Raw genomic sequence first — 18,071 nt, forward strand, 5'->3', positions numbered from 1 at the left:
TGAGGGGCACCTATGGGACTCGAAGAGAAACTCCCGAGCGGCTTTCTGCTGACGACGGTCGAACAAGCCGCGGGCTGGGTGCGCAAGGCGTCCGTGTTCCCCGCGACCTTCGGCCTCGCCTGCTGCGCCATCGAGATGATGACCACCGGCGCCGGCCGGTACGACCTGGCCCGCTTCGGCATGGAGGTCTTCCGCGGCTCGCCGCGCCAGGCCGACCTGATGATCGTCGCGGGCCGGGTCAGCCAGAAGATGGCGCCGGTCCTGCGGCAGGTCTACGACCAGATGCCCAACCCCAAGTGGGTCATCTCGATGGGCGTCTGCGCCTCCTCGGGCGGCATGTTCAACAACTACGCGATCGTGCAGGGCGTCGACCACATCGTGCCCGTCGACATCTACCTGCCCGGCTGTCCGCCGCGGCCGGAGATGCTCATCGACGCGATCCTCAAGCTCCACCAGAAGATCCAGACCTCCAAGCTCGGCGTGAACGCCGAGGAGGCGGCCCGGGAGGCGGAGGAAGCGGCGCTCAAGGCGCTGCCGACCATTGAGTTGAAGGGTCTGCTCCGGTGAGCGACGAGACACCCAATCCCGAGAAGGACCTCAGCGCGCAGAACCTGCCGGGCCAGCGCGGTGAGCACGGCGAGGAAGTACGCGTCCAGCGTGGCATGTTCGGCGCCAACAACGGCGGCGACACGTCCGGTTACGGCGGTCTCGTCCGCTCGATCCGGCTGCCGGGCGCGGCCACCCGCCCGTACGGCGGCTACTTCGACGAGGTCGCCGACGAACTCGAAGGCGCCCTTGAGGAGCAGGGGCTCGTCCCCGAGAACGCCATCGAGAAGACCGTCGTCGACCGCGGCGAGCTCACCTTCCACGTCGAGCGCGAGCACCTCGTCCGCGTCGCCCGCACGCTGCGCGACGACCCGGCGCTCCGCTTCGAGCTCTGTACCGGCGTCTCCGGCGTGCACTACCCCGGCGACAAGGGCCGCGAGCTGCACGCCGTCTACCACCTGCGCTCGCTGACCCACGGCCGGCTGATCCGCCTGGAGGTCTCGGCGCCGGACGCCGATCCCCGTATCCCCTCGCTCGTCGCCGTCTACCCGACGAACGACTGGCACGAGCGCGAGACGTACGACTTCTTCGGCATCGTCTTCGACGGCCACCCCGCCCTCACCCGGATCATGATGCCGGACGACTGGCCGGGCCACCCGCAGCGCAAGGACTACCCCCTCGGCGGCATCGCCGTCGAGTACAAGGGCGCCCAGATCCCGGCTCCGGACCAGCGGAGGTCGTACTCGTGAGCACTTCCCACGCGTCTCCCCGCGAGACGACCGAAGGCACCGTCTACACGGTGACCGGCGGCGACTGGGACGAGGTCGTCCAGTCCGCGGCCAAGGCCGACGACGAGCGGATCGTCGTCAACATGGGCCCCCAGCACCCGTCCACCCACGGCGTGCTCCGCCTCATCCTGGAGATCGACGGCGAGACCGTCACCGAGGCCCGCTGCGGCATCGGCTACCTCCACACCGGCATCGAGAAGAACCTCGAATACCGGACCTGGACGCAGGGCACCACCTTCGTCACGCGCATGGACTACCTCACCTCGTTCTACAACGAGACGGCGTACTGCCTCGGCGTGGAGAAGCTGCTCGGCATCACCGACGACGTCCCGGACCGGGCGAGCGTCATCCGCGTCCTGCTCATGGAGCTCAACCGGCTCTCCTCGCACCTGGTGTGCATCGCCACCGGCGGCATGGAGCTCGGCGCCACCACGATCATGATCTACGGCTTCCGGGACCGCGAGATGATCCTGGACCTGTACGAGCTGATCACGGGCCTCCGCATGAACCACGCGTTCATCCGCCCCGGCGGCCTCGCCCAGGACCTCCCGCCCGGCGCCGTCGACGCCGTCCGCGAGTTCGTGAAGACCATGAAGAAGAACCTGCCGGAGTACGACAAGCTCGCCACCGGCAACCCCATCTTCAAGGCCCGCATGCAGGACGTCGGCTACCTCGACCTCGCCGGCTGCATGGCCCTCGGCGCCACCGGCCCGATCCTGCGCTCGGCCGGCCTCCCGCACGACCTGCGGAAGACCGACCCGTACTGCGGCTACGAGAACTACGAGTTCGACGTCCCGACCGCCGACACCTGCGACTCCTACGGACGCTTCCTCGTCCGCCTGGAGGAGATGCGCCAGTCGCTGCGGATCGTCGAGCAGTGCCTCGACCGTCTCGCCCCCGGGCCGGTCATGGTCGGCGACAAGAAGATCGCCTGGCCCGCGCAGCTCGCGCTCGGCCCCGACGGCCTCGGCAACTCCCTCGACCACATCAAGAAGATCATGGGCACCTCGATGGAAGCCCTGATCCACCACTTCAAGCTGGTCACCGAGGGCTTCCGAGTCCCCGCCGGACAGGCCTACGCGGCCGTCGAGTCGCCCAAGGGCGAGCTCGGCGCGCACGTCGTGTCCGACGGCGGCACCCGCCCCTACCGGGTCCACTTCCGGGACCCGTCCTTCACCAACCTCCAGGCCATGGCCGCGATGTGCGAGGGCGGCCAGGTCGCCGACGTCATCGTCGCCGTCGCCTCCATCGACCCCGTGATGGGAGGCGTCGACCGATGACGGAGAACGTCAGCCTGGGGATGCCCCAGCTCCCCGCCCCCGCCTACCCGGCGGAGGTCCACGACCGCCTCCTGGCGGACGCGAAGGAGATCATCGCCCGCTACCCGGACTCCCGCTCCGCGCTCCTCCCGATGCTGCACCTCGTGCAGTCGGAGGAGGGCCACGTGACCCGTACGGGCATGGCGTTCTGCGCCGAGACCCTCGGCCTCACCACCGCCGAGGTCACCGCCGTCGCCACCTTCTACACGATGTACCGGCGCAAGCCCTCCGGCGACTACCAGGTCGGCGTCTGCACGAACACGCTGTGCGCGGTCATGGGCGGCGACGCCATCTTCGAGGAGCTCAAGGAGCACCTCGGCGTCGGCAACAACGAGACCACCGAGGACGGCAAGGTCACCCTCGAACACATCGAGTGCAACGCGGCCTGCGACTTCGCGCCCGTCGTGATGGTCAACTGGGAGTTCTTCGACAACCAGACCCCCGAGTCCGCCAAGAAGATGGTGGACGACCTCCGGGCCGGCCGGACCGTCGAACCCACCCGCGGCGCGCCCCTGTGCACCTTCAAGGAGACCGCCCGCATCCTCGCCGGCTTCCCCGACGAGCGCCCCGGCGCCGTCGAGGCCACCGGCGGGGCGGGCCCCGCCTCCCTCGTCGGCCTGCGGCTCGCCAAGGGCGAGGCGCCCACCCACCGAATCGTTCACCCGCGCGGTGAGGCCACCCGTCAGGAGGGGGAGTGATGACCTTGGCGGCCGAGATCGACACCAACAACAGCCCCGAGAAGCTTCTCGCCCCCGTCCTCTCCGCCTTCTGGGACCAGCCGAACTCCTGGACCCTGGAGACCTACGAGCGGCACGAGGGGTACCAGGGCCTCAAGCGGGCCCTCGCGATGACGCCCGACGACCTCATCGCGTACGTCAAGGAATCCGGCCTCCGCGGACGCGGCGGCGCCGGCTTCCCCACCGGCATGAAGTGGCAGTTCATCCCGCAGGGCGACGGCAAGCCGCACTACCTCGTCGTCAACGCCGACGAGTCCGAGCCCGGCACCTGCAAGGACATCCCCCTCCTCTTCGCCAACCCGCACTCCCTCATCGAGGGAATGATCATCGCCTGCTACGCGATCCGCTCCGAGCACGCGTTCATCTACCTCCGCGGCGAGGTCGTCCCCGTCCTGCGCAGGCTCCACGAGGCCGTCCGCGAGGCCTACGCCGCCGGCTACCTCGGCGAGAACATCCTCGGCACCGGACTGAACCTGGACATCACCGTGCACGCCGGCGCCGGCGCGTACATCTGCGGCGAGGAGACCGCGCTCCTCGACTCGCTCGAAGGGCGCCGCGGCCAGCCCCGGCTGCGCCCGCCCTTCCCCGCGGTCGCCGGTCTGTACGCCTGCCCCACCGTGGTGAACAACGTCGAGTCCATCGCGTCCGTTCCCGCGATCCTCAACCGGGGCAAGGAATGGTTCACCTCGATGGGCAGCGAGAAGTCCCCGGGCTTCACGCTCTACTCGCTGAGCGGCCACGTCGCCTCGCCCGGCCAGTACGAGGCGCCCCTCGGGATCACCCTGCGCCAGCTCCTCGACATGAGCGGCGGCATCCGGCCGGGCCACCGCCTCAAGTTCTGGACCCCCGGCGGCTCCTCCACCCCGATGTTCACCGAGGAGCACCTCGACGTGCCCCTCGACTACGAGGGCGTCGGCGCCGCCGGATCCATGCTCGGCACCAAGGCCCTCCAGTGCTTCGACGAGACCACCTGCGTCGTCCGGGCCGTCACCCGCTGGACCGAGTTCTACGCCCACGAGTCCTGCGGCAAGTGCACCCCCTGCCGCGAAGGCACCTACTGGCTGGTCCAGTTGCTCCGCGACATCGAGGCCGGCAAGGGCACCCTCGACGACCTCGACAAGCTGAACGACATCGCCGACAACATCAACGGCAAGTCGTTCTGCGCCCTCGGCGACGGCGCCGCCTCGCCGATCTTCTCCTCGCTCAAGTACTTCCGCGACGAGTACGAGCAGCACATCACGGGCAAGGGCTGCCCCTTCGACCCCGCCAAGTCGACCGTCTGGGCCGACCGGCGCGCAGACCACAGGGAGGTGAACGCATGACAGTCACCACGTCCGCCCCCTCCGGAGGCGGCGAGGCGGCGCTCCCGCCCCAGGACCTCGTCACGCTGACCATCGACGGCATCGAGATCTCCGTCCCCAAGGGGACGCTGGTCATCCGCGCCGCCGAACAGCTCGGCATCGAGATCCCGCGCTTCTGCGACCACCCCCTCCTCGACCCCGCCGGCGCCTGCCGCCAGTGCATCGTCGAGGTCGAGGGCCAGCGCAAGCCGATGGCCTCCTGCACGATCACCTGCACCGACGGCATGGTCGTCCGGTCGCAGCTGACCTCGCCGGTGGCCGAGAAGGCCCAGCACGGCGTGATGGAGCTGCTCCTCGTCAACCACCCGCTGGACTGCCCGGTCTGCGACAAGGGCGGCGAGTGCCCCCTGCAGAACCAGGCCATGTCCCACGGGCAGGCCGAGTCCCGGTTCGACGGCGTCAAGCGGACGTACGAGAAGCCGGTCCCGATCTCCACGCAGGTGCTGCTCGACCGCGAGCGGTGCGTCCTGTGCGCCCGCTGCACCCGCTTCTCCAACCAGGTCGCGGGCGACCCGATGATCGAGCTCGTCGAGCGCGGCGCGCTCCAGCAGGTCGGCACCGGCGAGGGCGACCCCTTCGAGTCGTACTTCTCCGGCAACACCATCCAGATCTGCCCCGTCGGCGCCCTCACCTCGGCCGCCTACCGCTTCCGCTCGCGCCCCTTCGACCTGGTCTCCACGCCGTCGGTCTGCGAGCACTGCGCGGGCGGCTGCGCGACCCGCACCGACCACCGGCGCGGCAAGGTCATGCGGCGGCTCGCCGCCGAGGACCCCGAGGTCAACGAGGAATGGCTCTGCGACAAGGGCCGCTTCGGCTTCCGGTACGCGCAGCAGCGCGACCGGCTCACCACGCCGCTGGTCCGCGACGCCGAGACCGGTGAGCTGGAGCCCGCGTCCTGGCCGGAGGCCCTGGAGGCCGCCGCCCGCGGACTCGTCCGGGGCCGCACCGGCGTCCTCGCGGGCGGACGGCTCACGGTCGAGGACGCCTACGCGTACGGGAAGTTCGCGCGGGTCGCCCTCGACACCAACGACATCGACTTCCGGGCCCGGGTCCACTCCGGCGAGGAGGCCGACTTCCTGGCCTCCGCCGTCGCCGGACGCGGCAAGGACCTGGACGGTACGGGTGTCACGTACACCTCGCTCGAAGCCGCCCCGGCGGTCCTGCTCGTCGGCCTGGAGTCCGAGGAGGAGGCCCCCGGCGTCTTCCTGCGGCTCCGCAAGGCCTGGCGCAAGCACGGGCAGAAGACGTACGCCGTCGCCGCGTTCGCGACCCGGGGCCTGGAGAAGACCGGCGGCACGCTGCTGCCGGCCGCGCCCGGCACCGAGACCGAGTGGCTCGACGCGCTGACCTCCCGGGTCGGCCTGTCGGGCGACGGGTCCGCCGCCGCCGAGGCCCTGCGCCAGGACGGCGCGGTCATCGCCGTCGGCGAGCGGCTCGCGGGCGTGCCCGGCGCGCTCACCGCCGCCCTGCGCGCCGCGACCGCCACCGGCGCCCGGCTGGTGTGGATCCCGCGCCGCGCCGGAGAGCGCGGTGCCGTCGAGGCGGGCGCCCTCCCGGCGCTGCTGCCCGGCGGCCGGCCCGCGACCGACCCGCGCGCGCGGGAGGAGGTCGCCGCGGCCTGGGGCGTACGCGAACTCCCGCACCGCTACGGCCGCGACACCGGGCAGATCGTGGAGCACGCCGCCACCGGCGAGCTCGGCGCGCTGCTCGTCGCGGGCGTCGAGGTCGCGGACCTTCCCGACCCGGCACGCGCGCGCGAGGCGCTCGACCGGGCCTTCGTGGTCTCCCTGGAGCTGCGGCCCGGCGAGGTCACCGACCACGCCGACGTCGTCCTCCCGGTCGCGGCCGTCGTCGAGAAGGCCGGCACCTTCCTCAACTGGGAGGGCCGGGTGCGGATGTTCGAGGCCGCGCTCAAGCCCGAGCAGATGACCCGCCCGCTCGCGCCGACCGACGCGCGCGTGCTGCACATGCTCGCCGACGCCATGGACGTCCACCTCGGCCTGCCCGACCTGCGGGCGGTCCGCGGCGAACTGGACCGGCTCGGCCGCTGGACCGAGGAGCGCGCCTCCGAGCCCGCCGCCTCCGGCCAGGTCGCGTCCCGCCCGGGCGACGGAGAGGCCGTCCTCGCCGGACACCGTCTCCTGCTCGACCTCGGCAGGCTCCAGGAGGGCGACACCGCCCTCGCCGGAACCCGCCACGCGGCGGTCGCCCGGCTCTCGGCGGCCACCGCCGCCGACACCGGCGTCAAGGACGGCGACACCCTGGAGATCTCCGGCCCCGCCGGCTCCGTCACCTTCCCCCTCCAGGTCACGGAGATGCCCGACCGCGTGGTCTGGCTCCCGCTGAACTCGACGGGCTCCGGCGTCCTCTCCGACACCGGCGCCCACCCGGGCGACCTGGTCCGCATCGGCCCGGCGACCCCGGCCGCCCCGGCCACCTCGCAGGAGGCGCAGGCATGAGCGCGTACGTCCTGGCCGCGGAGGACCTTTCCCTGTTCGGGACGGACCCCTGGTGGCTCGTCGCGATCAAGGCGGTCTTCTGCTTCGCCTTCCTGATGGTGACCGTGCTCTTCTCCATCGTGTGGGAGCGCAAGGTCGTCGCCTGGATGCAGCTGCGCATCGGCCCCAACCGGCACGGCCCCTGGGGCTTCCTCCAGTCCCTCGCGGACGGCATCAAGCTGATGCTGAAGGAGGACCTGATCGTCAAGAAGGCCGACAAGGTCGTCTACGTCCTCGCCCCGATCATCGCCGCGATCCCCGCGTTCATGGCGATCGCCGTGATCCCCTTCGGGCCCGCGGGCAACGAGGTGTCGGTCTTCGGCCACCGCACGACGATGCAGCTCACCGACCTGCCGATCGCGATGCTGTACGTCCTCGCGGTCGCCTCCGTCGGCATCTACGGCATCGTCCTCGCCGGCTGGTCGTCCGGCTCGACGTACCCGCTGCTCGGCGGTCTGCGGTCGGCCGCGCAGATGATCTCGTACGAGATCGCGATGGGCGCGGCCTTCGCCTCGGTCTTCCTCTACTCCGGGTCGATGTCGACCTCGGCGATCGTCGAGGCGCAGGCGGACCGCTGGTTCGTGATCCTGCTGCCGGTGTCGTTCATCATCTACATCATCACGATGGTCGGCGAGACGAACCGCGCCCCGTTCGACATGCCGGAGTCCGAGGGCGACCTCGTCGGCGGCTTCAACACCGAGTACTCCTCCATCAAGTTCGCGATGTTCATGCTCGCCGAGTACGTGAACATGGTGACGGTCTCGGCCGTGTCGGTGACGCTCTTCCTGGGCGGCTGGCGGGCCCCGTACCCGGTCTCCACGTTCTGGGAGGGCGCGAACCACGGCTGGTGGCCGATGCTCTGGTTCGTCGTCAAGGTGCAGTTGCTGCTGTTCTTCTTCATCTGGCTGCGCGGCACGCTGCCCCGCGTCCGCTACGACCAGCTGATGAAGCTCGGCTGGAAGGTCCTCATCCCGGTCTCGGTGGTCTGGCTGATGCTGGTCGCCACCGTCCGGGCCCTGCGGAACGAGAACATCGCGTTCTCCGACATCGTCCTGTACGTGGCGGGTGCCGTCCTCGGACTGCTCCTGCTCTCCTTCCTCTTCGACCTGTTCCGGGACCGGAAGGCGAAGGCGGCCGAGGGGGCCGCGCAGGCGCCCGCCTTCGACCCGATGGCCGGAGGCTTCCCCGTACCGCCCAAGCCCGGACAGTCCCTGCCGCCCGTGCCCCGGCGCAGGCCGCGGCACGACAGGGACCTCGTTGTCAGTGGCGCCCAAGATACTGCTACTGCGAGTGACGGAAAGGAGACGGACGGTGTCTGACTTCCAGAATCCGGTGGCCGGTTTCGGCGTGACCTTCAAGGCCATGTTCAAGAAGCGGCTGACCGAGCAGTACCCGGAGCAGGAGAAGACGACGGCGCCGCGCTTCCACGGCCGGCACCAGCTCAACCGTCACCCCGACGGTCTGGAGAAGTGCGTCGGCTGCGAGCTGTGCGCCTGGGCCTGTCCGGCCGACGCCATCTACGTGGAGGGCGCGGACAACACGGACGAGGAGCGCTACTCGCCCGGCGAGCGCTACGGCCGCGTCTACCAGATCAACTACGCCCGCTGCATCCTGTGCGGGCTGTGCATCGAGGCCTGCCCGACGCGCGCGCTGACGATGACGAACGAGTTCGAACTGGCCGACTCCTCCCGCGAGAACCTGATCTACACCAAGGAGCAGCTGCTCGCGGGGCTCGAAGAGACCATGGTCGACACCCCGCACGCGATCTTCCCGGGGATGACCGAGCAGGACTACTACCGGGGTCTCGTCACCGAGGCCGCGCCGGGCACGGTCCCGCAGGTCGCCGTCTCCAAGGGCGAGCAGGGCGAGGGCAGCGAGAACGCCGAGCCGGAGGGGGCGGACGCATGAGCGCCACCAACCTCGCCGCGTACGCCACTTCCTCCGGGGAGGCCTTCCAGTTCTGGGTCCTCGGCACGGTCGCCGTCGCCGGCGCCCTGGCCACGATCCTGATGAAGAAGGCCATGCACAGCGCGCTGTCGCTGGCCGGGACGATGATCATCCTGGCGGTCTTCTACCTCGCCAACGGCGCGTACTTCCTCGGCATCGTCCAGATCGTCGTCTACACCGGCGCGATCATGATGCTCTTCCTCTTCATCGTCATGCTGGTCGGTGTCACGGCCGCGGACTCGGTGCGGGAGACCATCAAGGGCCAGCGCTGGTGGGCCGCCGCCTGCGGCCTCGGCTTCGGCGTCCTGCTCTTCGCCGGCATCGGCCAGGCCTCGCTGACCGAGTTCAACGGGCTCGGCGCGGCGAACTCGGCCTACGGCGGGAACGTGGAGGGCCTCGCCGCCCTCATCTTCACCAAGTACGTCTTCGCCTTCGAGATCACCGGCGCGCTCCTCATCACCGCCGCCGTCGGCGCGATGGTGCTGACCCACCGGGAGCGCACCGAGCGGGCCCGCACCCAGCGCGAGCTCGCCGAGCAGCGCGTACGGGAAGGGAAGCACGTACCGCCGCTGCCCGCCCCCGGCGTCTACGCCCGGCACAACGCGGTGGACGTCCCCGGTCTGCTGCCCGACGGCACGCCGTCGGAGCTCACCGTCATCTCGACCCTGCGCAAGCGGGGCCAGGTCCGGGACGTGTCCAGCGAGGCGCTGGCCGACCTCCGGGCCCTGGAGCAGCGCTCCGAGGAGCGGCTCGGCCGCGACCGGGACGAAGAGGAGGCCACCCGGTGAACCCCGTCAACTACCTGTATCTCGCGGCCCTGCTGTTCACCATCGGTGCGGTCGGGGTCCTGATCCGGCGCAACGCGATCGTGCTGTTCATGTGCGTCGAGCTGATGCTCAACGCCTGCAATCTCGCGTTCGTCACCTTCTCCCGCATGCACGGCAACCTCGACGGCCAGATCATCGCGTTCTTCACGATGGTCGTCGCCGCCGCGGAGGTCGTCGTCGGGCTCGCGATCATCGTGTCCGTCTTCCGTGCCCGCCACTCGGCCTCGGTCGACGACGCCAGCCTGATGAAGCTGTGAGGGGCTGACCCGTGGAAAATCTCATTGCGCTGCTCGTCGGGGCGCCCCTGCTCGGCGCGGCCGTCCTGCTCTGCGGCGGACGGCGGCTCGACAAGGCCGGGCACTGGCTCGGCACCCTGCTCGCGGGCGTCTCCTTCGTCATCGGGCTCGCGCTCTTCGCCGACATGCTCGGCAAGGGCGCCGAGGACCGGGCGATGCACCAGCGGCTCTTCACCTGGATCCCCGTCGAGGGCTTCCAGGCGGACATCGCGTTCCAGCTCGACCAGCTGTCGATGACGTTCGTCCTGCTGATCACCGGTGTCGGCACGCTCATCCACGTGTACTCGATCGGGTACATGGAGCACGACGAGCGCCGCCGCCGCTTCTTCGGCTACCTGAACCTGTTCGTCGCGGCGATGCTCCTGCTCGTCCTCGCCGACAACTACCTGCTGCTGTACTTCGGCTGGGAGGGCGTCGGCCTCGCCTCGTACCTCCTGATCGGCTTCTGGCAGCACAAGCCGAGCGCGGCCACGGCCGCGAAGAAGGCCTTCCTGGTGAACCGGGTCGGCGACATCGGCCTCTCGGTCGCCATCATGATCATGTTCACGACCTTCGGGACCTTCGCCTTCGGGCCGGTCCTGGAGGCGAGCGGCGAGGTCTCCGAGGGCACGGCGACGGCGATCGGCCTCATGCTGCTCCTCGCGGCCTGCGGCAAGTCGGCCCAGGTGCCGCTGCAGTCCTGGCTCGGGGACGCGATGGAGGGCCCGACCCCGGTCTCGGCCCTCATCCACGCGGCCACGATGGTGACCGCCGGCGTCTACCTGATCGTCCGCTCCGCCGACATCTTCAACGCGGCGCCGGACGCCCAGCTCGTCGTCACGATCGTCGGCGCCGTCACGCTCCTCTTCGGTGCGATCGTCGGTTGCGCGAAGGACGACATCAAGAAGGCCCTCGCCGGCTCGACGATGTCGCAGATCGGCTACATGATCCTGGCGGCCGGCCTCGGCCCCATCGGGTACGTGTTCGCGATCATGCACCTGGTGACGCACGGCTTCTTCAAGGCCGGGCTGTTCCTCGGCGCCGGTTCGGTCATGCACGGCATGAACGACGAGGTGGACATGCGCCACTACGGCGGCCTGCGGAAGTACATGCCGGTCACCTTCGTCACCTTCGGCCTCGGCTACCTCGCGATCATCGGCTTCCCCGGTCTGTCCGGCTTCTTCTCCAAGGACAAGATCATCGAGGCGGCCTTCGCGAAGGGCGGCACCGAGGGCTGGATCCTCGGCGCGGTCACCCTCCTGGGCGCGGCCATCACCGCGTACTACATGACCCGCGTGATGCTGATGACCTTCTTCGGCGAGAAGCGCTGGCAGCCCGACGCGGAGGGCAACCCGCCGCACCCGCACGAGTCGCCGAAGTCCATGGTGATCCCGATGGTGCTGCTCGCCGTCGGCTCGGTCGCCGGAGGCGCGTTCTTCGAGTTCGCCGGGTTCGTCGAATGGCTGGAGCCCGTCACGGACTTCGAGCACGGCCACCCGCCGATCAGCGCCGCCGCCGTCACCGCCGCCACCGTCGCCGTCATGGTGATCGGCGTCGGCCTCGCCTGGCTCCAGTACGGCCGCAAGCCCGTCCCGGTCGTCGCCCCGCGCGGCTCGCTCCTCACCCGGGCGGCCCGCCGCGACCTCCTCCAGGACGACTTCAACCACGCCGTCTTCGTCACCGGCGGCACCCACGTCACCCGCTCGCTGGTGTACGTGGACCACACCCTCGTCGACGGCGTCGTCAACGGCACCGCGGCGGCGGTCGGCGGACTCTCCGGCCGGCTGCGCAAGCTCCAGAACGGCTACGCCCGCTCGTACGCGGTCTCCATGTTCGGAGGTACTGCGGTGCTGATCGCCGCGACCCTGCTGATGAGGGCGGTGTAACCGATCATGTCTCTCCCGCTCCTCACCCTGACGGCCGTGGTGCCGGCGGCCGGTGCGATCCTCACCGCCGCCGTCCCCGCCGCCCGCCGCACCGCCGCCAAGTGGCTGGCGCTGCTCGTCTCGCTCGCCACGCTCGTGCTCGCCGGCGTCGTCTTCGCGCGCTTCGAGCCGGGCGGCGACCGGTACCAGCTGGTCGAATCGCACGCCTGGATCAAGGACTTCGGCGTGCGGTACGAGCTCGGCGTCGACGGCATCGGGGTGGCGCTCATCGCGCTCACCGCGCTGCTGATCCCCTTCGTCATCCTCGCCGGCTGGCACGACGCCGACCCGCTGGAGACCTCCTCCAAGCGGTGGCGGCCGACCCAGGGCTTCTTCGCCCTGATCCTCGCGGTCGAGGCGATGGTGATCCTCTCCTTCGAGGCCACCGACGTCTTCCTCTTCTACGTGCTCTTCGAAGCCATGCTCATCCCGATGTACTTCCTCATCGGCGGCTTCGGCGACCGCGCGCACTCCGGCTCCGACGAGAACGCGGCGGCCCAGCGGTCGTACGCGGCGGTCAAGTTCCTGCTCTACAACCTGGTCGGCGGCCTCATCATGCTCGCCGCCGTCATCGGGCTCTACGTGGTCGCGGGGAACTTCTCGCTCACCGAGATCGCCGAGGCCCGGGCCAACGGCTCGCTCGACATGGCGACCAACACCGAGCGGCTGCTCTTCCTCGGCTTCTTCTTCGCCTTCGCCGTGAAGGCGCCGCTCTGGCCGCTGCACACGTGGCTGCCGAACGCGATGGGGGAGGCGACCGCCCCGGTCGCCGTCCTCATCACCGCCGTCGTCGACAAGGTCGGCACCTTCGCGATGCTCCGCTTCTGCCTCGGCCTCTTCCCCGAGGCCAGCAAGTGGGCCACCCCGGCGATCATCGTCCTCGCGCTGATCAGCATCGTGTACGGGGCGCTGCTCGCCGTCGGCCAGCGGGACATCAAGCGGCTCGTCGCCTACGCGTCGATCTCGCACTTCGGCTTCATCATCCTGGGCATCTTCGCGATGACCACCCAGGGCCAGTCCGGTGCCACGCTCTACATGGTCAACCACGGCATCTCGACGGCCGCGCTCATGCTCGTCGCCGGGTTCCTCATCTCCCGGCGCGGCTCGCGGCTCATCGCCGACTACGGCGGTGTGCAGAAGGTCGCCCCGGTGCTCGCCGGCACCTTCCTGATCGGCGGCCTCGCGACCCTGTCGCTGCCCGGACTCGCCCCGTTCGTCAGCGAGTTCCTCGTCCTGGTGGGCACGTACTCCCGCTACCCGATGGCCGGCATCGTCGCCACCACCGGCATCGTCCTCGCCGCGCTCTACGTCCTCGTCCTCTACCAGCGGACGATGACCGGGCCGGTGAAGGAGGAGGTGCGCGCGCTGCCCGACCTGCGGGTGCGCGAGCTGGCGGTGGTCGTCCCGCTGATCGCCCTCCTGATCTTCCTCGGCGTCTTCCCGAAGCCGCTGACGGACGTCGTCAACCCGGCCGTCCGGCACACCATGTCGGACGTCCAGCAGAAGGACCCCCAGCCCACCGTGCCCACCGTGGAGGCGGCCAAGTGAGTGCAACGGCTGTCCACAGCCTGTGGACGACGGCGGCGGTGGAACCGCTCCAGAAGATCCCGGCCCCCCACATCGAGTACACGCAGCTCGCGCCCGTGCTCATCGTGGTCGGCGCGGCGATCGTCAGCGTCCTCGCCGAGGCCTTCGTGCCCCGCAAGGGCCGCTGGTTCGCCCAGGTCTTCCTGTCCGTCCTCGGCCTCGCCGCCGCCTTCGCCGCCGTCGTCGGCCTGGCGGCCGGCGGGTACGGCTCCACCAAGGCCCACATCGCGGCCATGGGCGCCATCGCCGTCGACGGACCCGCCCTCTTCCTCCAGGGCACCATTCTCCTCGCCTCGATCGTCGCGATCTTCACCTTCGCCGAGCGCAGGCTCGACCCGGCCGACCACGGTCACAAGGTCGACTCCTTCGCCGCCGAGGCCGCGGCCGTCCCCGGCAGCGACCAGGAGAAGGCGGCCGTCAAGGCCGGCTTCACGACCACCGAGGTCTTCCCGCTCGCCCTCTTCGCCGTCGCCGGCATGCTCGTCTTCCCGGCGGCCAACGACCTCCTGACGCTCTTCGTCGCCCTGGAAGTCTTCTCCCTCCCGCTGTACCTGCTCTGCGCCGTCGCCCGCCGCAAGCGGCTGATGTCGCAGGAGGCGGCCGTCAAGTACTTCCTGCTCGGCGCCTTCTCCTCGGCCTTCCTGCTCTTCGGGATCGCCCTGCTCTACGGCTACGCGGGCTCCGTCTCGTACGCCACGATCGCCCGGGTCGTCGACGGCGCCGTCGTCTCCGTCGACCCGGCGCTCGCCGACACCATGGGGAACGACGTCCTGCTCCTCATCGGCTTCGCGCTGGTCCTCATGGGCCTGCTCTTCAAGGTCGGCGCCGTCCCGTTCCACATGTGGACCCCGGACGTCTACCAGGGCGCCCCGACCCCGGTCACCGGCTTCATGGCCGCCGCGACCAAGGTCGCCGCGTTCGGCGCGCTGCTCCGGCTCCTGTACGTGGTGCTGCCGGGGCTCACCTGGGACTGGCGGCCCGTCATGTGGGGCGTCGCGATCCTCACGATGCTGGGCGGTGCGATCGTCGCCATCACCCAGACCGACATCAAGCGGCTCCTGGCGTACTCGTCCATCGCGCACGCCGGGTTCCTGCTCGCCGGTGTCATCGCCGCCACCCCGGACGGCATCTCGTCCGTCCTGTTCTACCTGGGGGCGTACTCCTTCGTGACGATCGGCGCGTTCGCGGTCGTCACGCTGGTCAGGGACGCGGGCGGCGAGGCCACCCACCTCTCCAAGTGGGCCGGTCTCGGGCGCCGTTCGCCGCTCGTCGCGGCGGTCTTCGCGGTCTTCCTGCTCGCCTTCGCCGGCATCCCGCTGACCTCCGGCTTCTCCGGCAAGTTCGCGGTCTTCAAGGCGGCGGCGGAGGGCGGCGCGGGCGCGCTCGTCGTGGTCGGTGTGCTGTCCTCGGCGATCGCCGCGTTCTTCTACATCCGGGTCATCGTCCTCATGTTCTTCAGCGAGCCGAAGGCGGACGGCCCGACCGTCGCCGTGCCCTCCGCGCTGACGACGATGACGATCACCGCCGGTGTCGTCGTGACGCTGGTGCTCGGCCTCGCGCCGCAGTACTTCCTGGACCTGGCGAACCAGGCGAGCGTCTTCGTCCGGTAGCCGCGGGGGAGTTCGTACGGGGAAGGGGCCCGGCTCGTCGAGAGCCGGGCCCCTTCCCCGTACCCCTACGCCTTCGGGTGATCCTCGGGGCAGGTGGTGCAGTGGACCCGCGGGTTGTACGGGGTGAAGACGCCCTTCGGGTTCTTCTTGTAGATCCACGCGTGCAGCGAGTAGTGGGGGCCGACGGGCGGGAAGTCGAACGGCCCGTCGAAGCCGCGGTCGAAGAGCCGCGGCCGGGGCTGACCGGTGTTGGGGACGACCCATTCCACCGCGACGAGTTCGCGCTTGCCGGTCTTCTCGTTCTTCTCGTACAGCATCGCGGTGGGCTTCGCCGGGTCGACCGAACCGAGCAGGGCGGGCTTGACGTAGTGGTAGCCCATGCCGCCGAGCTGCGGGTCCTCGACGCACATGTCGGTGCGCAGGTAGCCGTCGTCGAGGGCCGCCTGCTCGTTCTTGTACTTCACCGTGGCGGCGTGGGTGACCTTCAGGTCGGGGTGGGGGAAGCCGTCGCCCTGAGCGGTGGCGGAGACGGCGGGGGCCGCTCCGAGGGTCAGGGACGCGGTGGCGGCCAGGGCTATCGCGGCCAGGAGGGAACGGGATCGAGCGGACATGTGGGTGTGCTCCTAGGGAGGGGGCGCGCCCGTGCGGGGCGCGTGACGGGGGCGGACTCTCCCCGGGTCCTGCCGCCACCTGAAGCATCGGCCGGGGGGTGGGGGCGGCGCACGCGGGGGTGACCCATTGGAGGTCGCCGTGCCATCGTGGAGCCGCCCCGAATGGTCTGTACCAGCCGTCGAGAGGGAGGCGTCACGATGCGCGGCTCGACCGTCCTGCCCGGGACCCCCTGCGTCGCCCCGCGGGCGGGCGACCCGCCCGTCCACCGCCTGGAACTGCGCCTCCCCGACGACGTGCCCTTCGCCGTCGGGAGCCTGGACGCCCTCGGCCCCCTGTCCAGGGCGCCCTTCCCGCACCGCCACACGTTCTACGAGATCGTCCACGTGACCGCCGGGACCGGGGCCCACGTCGTCGACCTGGACCGCTGGGAACTCCGCCCGCCCCACCTGGCCGTGATCGTGCCCGGCCAGGTGCACCACTGGGAGGACGCCCGGGGCCTGGACGGCACCGCCGTCCTCTTCACCGAGGACTTCCTCCTCGACCAGCCCGGAGACCGGGAGTTACTGCGCCGCCTCGGCGAGCGCCCCTGGCTCGCGCTCGACGCGCCGGCCCATGCCCGTACCGCCCGGCTGATGGCCGAGCTCGTCGAGGAGTACGGCCAAGGGGGCCCCGGTTTCGCGACCGTGCTGCGCTCGCTGCTGCGCGTGCTGCTCGTCCGGGCGGCGCGGCTTCCGGGGAAGGGGAAGGGAGAGGGAGAGGGGAGCCGCAGGCCGGGGGCGGTCGCCGAGGAGTTCGCCCGGCTCCTCGCCCGTACCGGGGGCCAGGCGGGCGAGGAGGCTCGCTCCGTGCGGGAGTGCGCCGAGCTGATCGGGGTCACCCCCGGCCACCTCACCGCGGCGGTACGGGCCGCCAGCGGCCGGACGCCGGGCGCGCTGATCCGCGAGGCGCGCACCCGCGAGGCCCAACGGCTCCTCGTCGGCACCGAGCTGTCGATACGTCAGGTCGCCCGGCGGGTCGGCTTCGACGACCCCGCGTACTTCTGCCGCTTCTTCCGGCGCGAGACCGGCCGCAGTCCGGGGGACTTCCGAAAACACCACGACGGCCGCGTTCCGTCCCTCGAAGGCGGCCCCGCGCGGTCCTAGGTTCGTGGTGCAACCCGGCCCCCCACACGAGGAGCAGGAATGGACAGCGAGACCACGACCGGGCACGTCACCCGCAAGGCGGTGCTGCGCGCCGCGCTCGCCGCCGGCATGGCGGCGCCCGCGGTGCTCATGGGCGTCCCGGCGCTCGCCCGTACCCTCACCGCCGGCGAGGCGGCACCCGAGCTCACCCCGGAGTGCGACGACGGCGACGACCCCACCCCGGCGCAGATGGAGGGCCCCTACTTCAAGCCGAACTCGCCGCTGCGAGCGAGCCTGGTGGACGCGGGCACCGCGGGGGTGCGCCTGACCGTCAGCGGCTACGTCTTCGGGCTCGCCTGCCGTCCGATCTCGGGCGTCCTGATGGACTTCTGGCAGGCCGACACCAACGGCGCGTACGACAACACCGGTTACCGTTTCCGGGGCCACCAGTTCACCGACGCCAACGGCGCCTTCCGGCTCACCACGATCGTCCCCGGGCTCTACCCCGGCCGCACCCGGCACATCCACGTGAAGGTGCAGGCCCCCGGCCGCCCGGTGCTCACGACGCAGCTGTACTTCCCGAACGAGCCGCGCAACAACACCGACACCATCTTCGACCCGCGGCTCGTCATGACCGTGCGGGACGCGGGAGGCGCCCGGGAGGCGGCCTTCGACTTCGTCCTGAACGTGCCGCAGAACCCCGGCCCGACCCCGACGCCCACTCCCACCCCGACGTCCACGGCGACGACCCCGCCGCCCGGCGGCACGTGGGCCGTCGGGACCGCCTACAAGGCGGGGGACGCCGTCACGTACGGCGGGCTGGGCTATGTGTGCCTCCAGGCACACACGGCCCAGCCCGGGTGGGAGCCGCCGAACGTCCCGGCGCTCTGGCGGCTCCGCTGAGAACAGCTCGACCGT

General features: G+C 70.7%; 16 protein-coding genes. 15 read left to right on the forward strand and 1 reads right to left on the reverse strand.

Annotated elements, in window-relative coordinates; translation table 11 throughout:
• Positions 1–12 precede the first annotated feature (12 nt).
• Genes ACFC0Z_RS31370 through nuoN form a run of 13 tightly spaced genes read left to right on the forward strand, consistent with a single transcriptional unit; the run spans position 13 to position 15,420 of the window.
• The gene (locus ACFC0Z_RS31370; RefSeq protein WP_030208804.1) at positions 13–567 is read left to right on the forward strand and encodes an NADH-quinone oxidoreductase subunit B family protein; all 555 of its coding nucleotides are present in this window, start codon (positions 13–15) and stop codon (positions 565–567) included.
• Entirely contained in the window at positions 564–1,295 is a 732-nt protein-coding gene (locus ACFC0Z_RS31375; protein WP_376445169.1) for an NADH-quinone oxidoreductase subunit C, read from the forward strand. The genes ACFC0Z_RS31370 and ACFC0Z_RS31375 overlap by 4 nt, the downstream gene beginning before the upstream one ends.
• Positions 1,292–2,614 carry an NADH-quinone oxidoreductase subunit D gene (locus ACFC0Z_RS31380; protein WP_376445172.1) on the forward strand — a complete coding sequence of 441 codons (1,323 nt, stop codon included), beginning with the start codon at positions 1,292–1,294 and terminating at the stop codon, positions 2,612–2,614. The genes ACFC0Z_RS31375 and ACFC0Z_RS31380 overlap by 4 nt, the downstream gene beginning before the upstream one ends.
• Entirely contained in the window at positions 2,611–3,351 is a 741-nt protein-coding gene (nuoE, locus tag ACFC0Z_RS31385) for an NADH-quinone oxidoreductase subunit NuoE (protein ID WP_376445174.1), read from the forward strand. The genes ACFC0Z_RS31380 and nuoE overlap by 4 nt, the downstream gene beginning before the upstream one ends.
• Positions 3,351–4,712: an NADH-quinone oxidoreductase subunit NuoF gene (gene nuoF, locus ACFC0Z_RS31390; protein WP_376445176.1), complete on the forward strand. Its 1,362-nt coding sequence runs from the start codon at positions 3,351–3,353 to the stop codon at positions 4,710–4,712. The genes nuoE and nuoF overlap by 1 nt, the downstream gene beginning before the upstream one ends.
• Positions 4,709–7,210 (forward strand): NADH-quinone oxidoreductase subunit G, encoded by a 2,502-nt coding sequence (locus ACFC0Z_RS31395; RefSeq protein WP_376445179.1) that lies wholly within the window; start codon positions 4,709–4,711, stop codon positions 7,208–7,210. Before nuoF ends, ACFC0Z_RS31395 begins: the two co-directional genes overlap by 4 nt.
• Entirely contained in the window at positions 7,207–8,568 is a 1,362-nt protein-coding gene (gene nuoH, locus ACFC0Z_RS31400) for an NADH-quinone oxidoreductase subunit NuoH (RefSeq protein WP_376445182.1), read from the forward strand. The genes ACFC0Z_RS31395 and nuoH overlap by 4 nt, the downstream gene beginning before the upstream one ends.
• On the forward strand, positions 8,561–9,157 hold the full coding sequence (nuoI, locus tag ACFC0Z_RS31405; protein WP_376445185.1) for an NADH-quinone oxidoreductase subunit NuoI: 597 nt from the start codon (positions 8,561–8,563) through the stop codon (positions 9,155–9,157). Before nuoH ends, nuoI begins: the two co-directional genes overlap by 8 nt.
• Positions 9,154–9,984, forward strand: a complete 831-nt coding sequence (locus tag ACFC0Z_RS31410; RefSeq protein ID WP_376445188.1) for an NADH-quinone oxidoreductase subunit J — start codon at positions 9,154–9,156, stop codon at positions 9,982–9,984. The genes nuoI and ACFC0Z_RS31410 overlap by 4 nt, the downstream gene beginning before the upstream one ends.
• Positions 9,981–10,280, forward strand: coding sequence for an NADH-quinone oxidoreductase subunit NuoK (nuoK, locus tag ACFC0Z_RS31415; protein WP_086826527.1), 300 nt, complete (start codon positions 9,981–9,983; stop codon positions 10,278–10,280). The genes ACFC0Z_RS31410 and nuoK overlap by 4 nt, the downstream gene beginning before the upstream one ends.
• 11 nt (positions 10,281–10,291) lie before the next feature.
• Entirely contained in the window at positions 10,292–12,184 is a 1,893-nt protein-coding gene (nuoL, locus tag ACFC0Z_RS31420; RefSeq protein ID WP_376445191.1) for an NADH-quinone oxidoreductase subunit L, read from the forward strand.
• A gap of 6 nt (positions 12,185–12,190) precedes the next feature.
• Positions 12,191–13,771 (forward strand): NADH-quinone oxidoreductase subunit M, encoded by a 1,581-nt coding sequence (locus ACFC0Z_RS31425; protein WP_376445194.1) that lies wholly within the window; start codon positions 12,191–12,193, stop codon positions 13,769–13,771.
• Complete coding sequence (gene nuoN, locus ACFC0Z_RS31430; protein ID WP_376445196.1) at positions 13,768–15,420, forward strand: NADH-quinone oxidoreductase subunit NuoN; 1,653 nt, start codon at positions 13,768–13,770, stop codon at positions 15,418–15,420. Before ACFC0Z_RS31425 ends, nuoN begins: the two co-directional genes overlap by 4 nt.
• A gap of 65 nt (positions 15,421–15,485) precedes the next feature.
• Here nuoN and ACFC0Z_RS31435 read toward each other — a convergent pair whose 3' ends face one another.
• A complete protein-coding gene (locus ACFC0Z_RS31435; RefSeq protein ID WP_376445199.1) occupies positions 15,486–16,031 on the reverse strand; it encodes a hypothetical protein in 546 nt (181 codons plus the stop codon).
• A 198-nt stretch (positions 16,032–16,229) separates the two neighbouring features.
• On the opposite strand from ACFC0Z_RS31435, the gene ACFC0Z_RS31440 reads away from it, so the two are divergent.
• Both ACFC0Z_RS31440 and ACFC0Z_RS31445 read left to right on the forward strand, forming a co-directional pair.
• Complete coding sequence (locus tag ACFC0Z_RS31440; protein ID WP_376445202.1) at positions 16,230–17,174, forward strand: AraC family transcriptional regulator; 945 nt, start codon at positions 16,230–16,232, stop codon at positions 17,172–17,174.
• Between the two features lie 39 nt (positions 17,175–17,213).
• Complete coding sequence (locus ACFC0Z_RS31445; protein ID WP_376445205.1) at positions 17,214–18,056, forward strand: carbohydrate-binding protein; 843 nt, start codon at positions 17,214–17,216, stop codon at positions 18,054–18,056.
• Positions 18,057–18,071 lie beyond the last annotated feature (15 nt).

The sequence above is a fragment of the Streptomyces sp. NPDC056144 genome, assembly GCF_042264145.1.
Taxonomy (GTDB): Bacteria; Actinomycetota; Actinomycetes; order Streptomycetales; family Streptomycetaceae; genus Streptomyces.

What these genes read in the sequence shown, in the direction of transcription:
- ACFC0Z_RS31370 (WP_030208804.1), top strand. Translation starts at nt 13, where the DNA reads ATGGGACTCGAAGAGAAACTCCCGAGCGGCTTTCTGCTGACGACGGTC.
- nuoE (WP_376445174.1), top strand. Translation starts at nt 2,611, where the DNA reads ATGACGGAGAACGTCAGCCTGGGGATGCCCCAGCTCCCCGCCCCCGCC.
- nuoF (WP_376445176.1), top strand. Translation starts at nt 3,351, where the DNA reads ATGACCTTGGCGGCCGAGATCGACACCAACAACAGCCCCGAGAAGCTT.
- ACFC0Z_RS31395 (WP_376445179.1), top strand. Translation starts at nt 4,709, where the DNA reads ATGACAGTCACCACGTCCGCCCCCTCCGGAGGCGGCGAGGCGGCGCTC.
- nuoH (WP_376445182.1), top strand. Translation starts at nt 7,207, where the DNA reads ATGAGCGCGTACGTCCTGGCCGCGGAGGACCTTTCCCTGTTCGGGACG.
- ACFC0Z_RS31410 (WP_376445188.1), top strand. Translation starts at nt 9,154, where the DNA reads ATGAGCGCCACCAACCTCGCCGCGTACGCCACTTCCTCCGGGGAGGCC.
- ACFC0Z_RS31425 (WP_376445194.1), top strand. Translation starts at nt 12,191, where the DNA reads ATGTCTCTCCCGCTCCTCACCCTGACGGCCGTGGTGCCGGCGGCCGGT.
- ACFC0Z_RS31435 (WP_376445199.1), bottom strand. Translation starts at nt 16,031, where the DNA reads ATGTCCGCTCGATCCCGTTCCCTCCTGGCCGCGATAGCCCTGGCCGCC.
- ACFC0Z_RS31440 (WP_376445202.1), top strand. Translation starts at nt 16,230, where the DNA reads ATGCGCGGCTCGACCGTCCTGCCCGGGACCCCCTGCGTCGCCCCGCGG.
- ACFC0Z_RS31445 (WP_376445205.1), top strand. Translation starts at nt 17,214, where the DNA reads ATGGACAGCGAGACCACGACCGGGCACGTCACCCGCAAGGCGGTGCTG.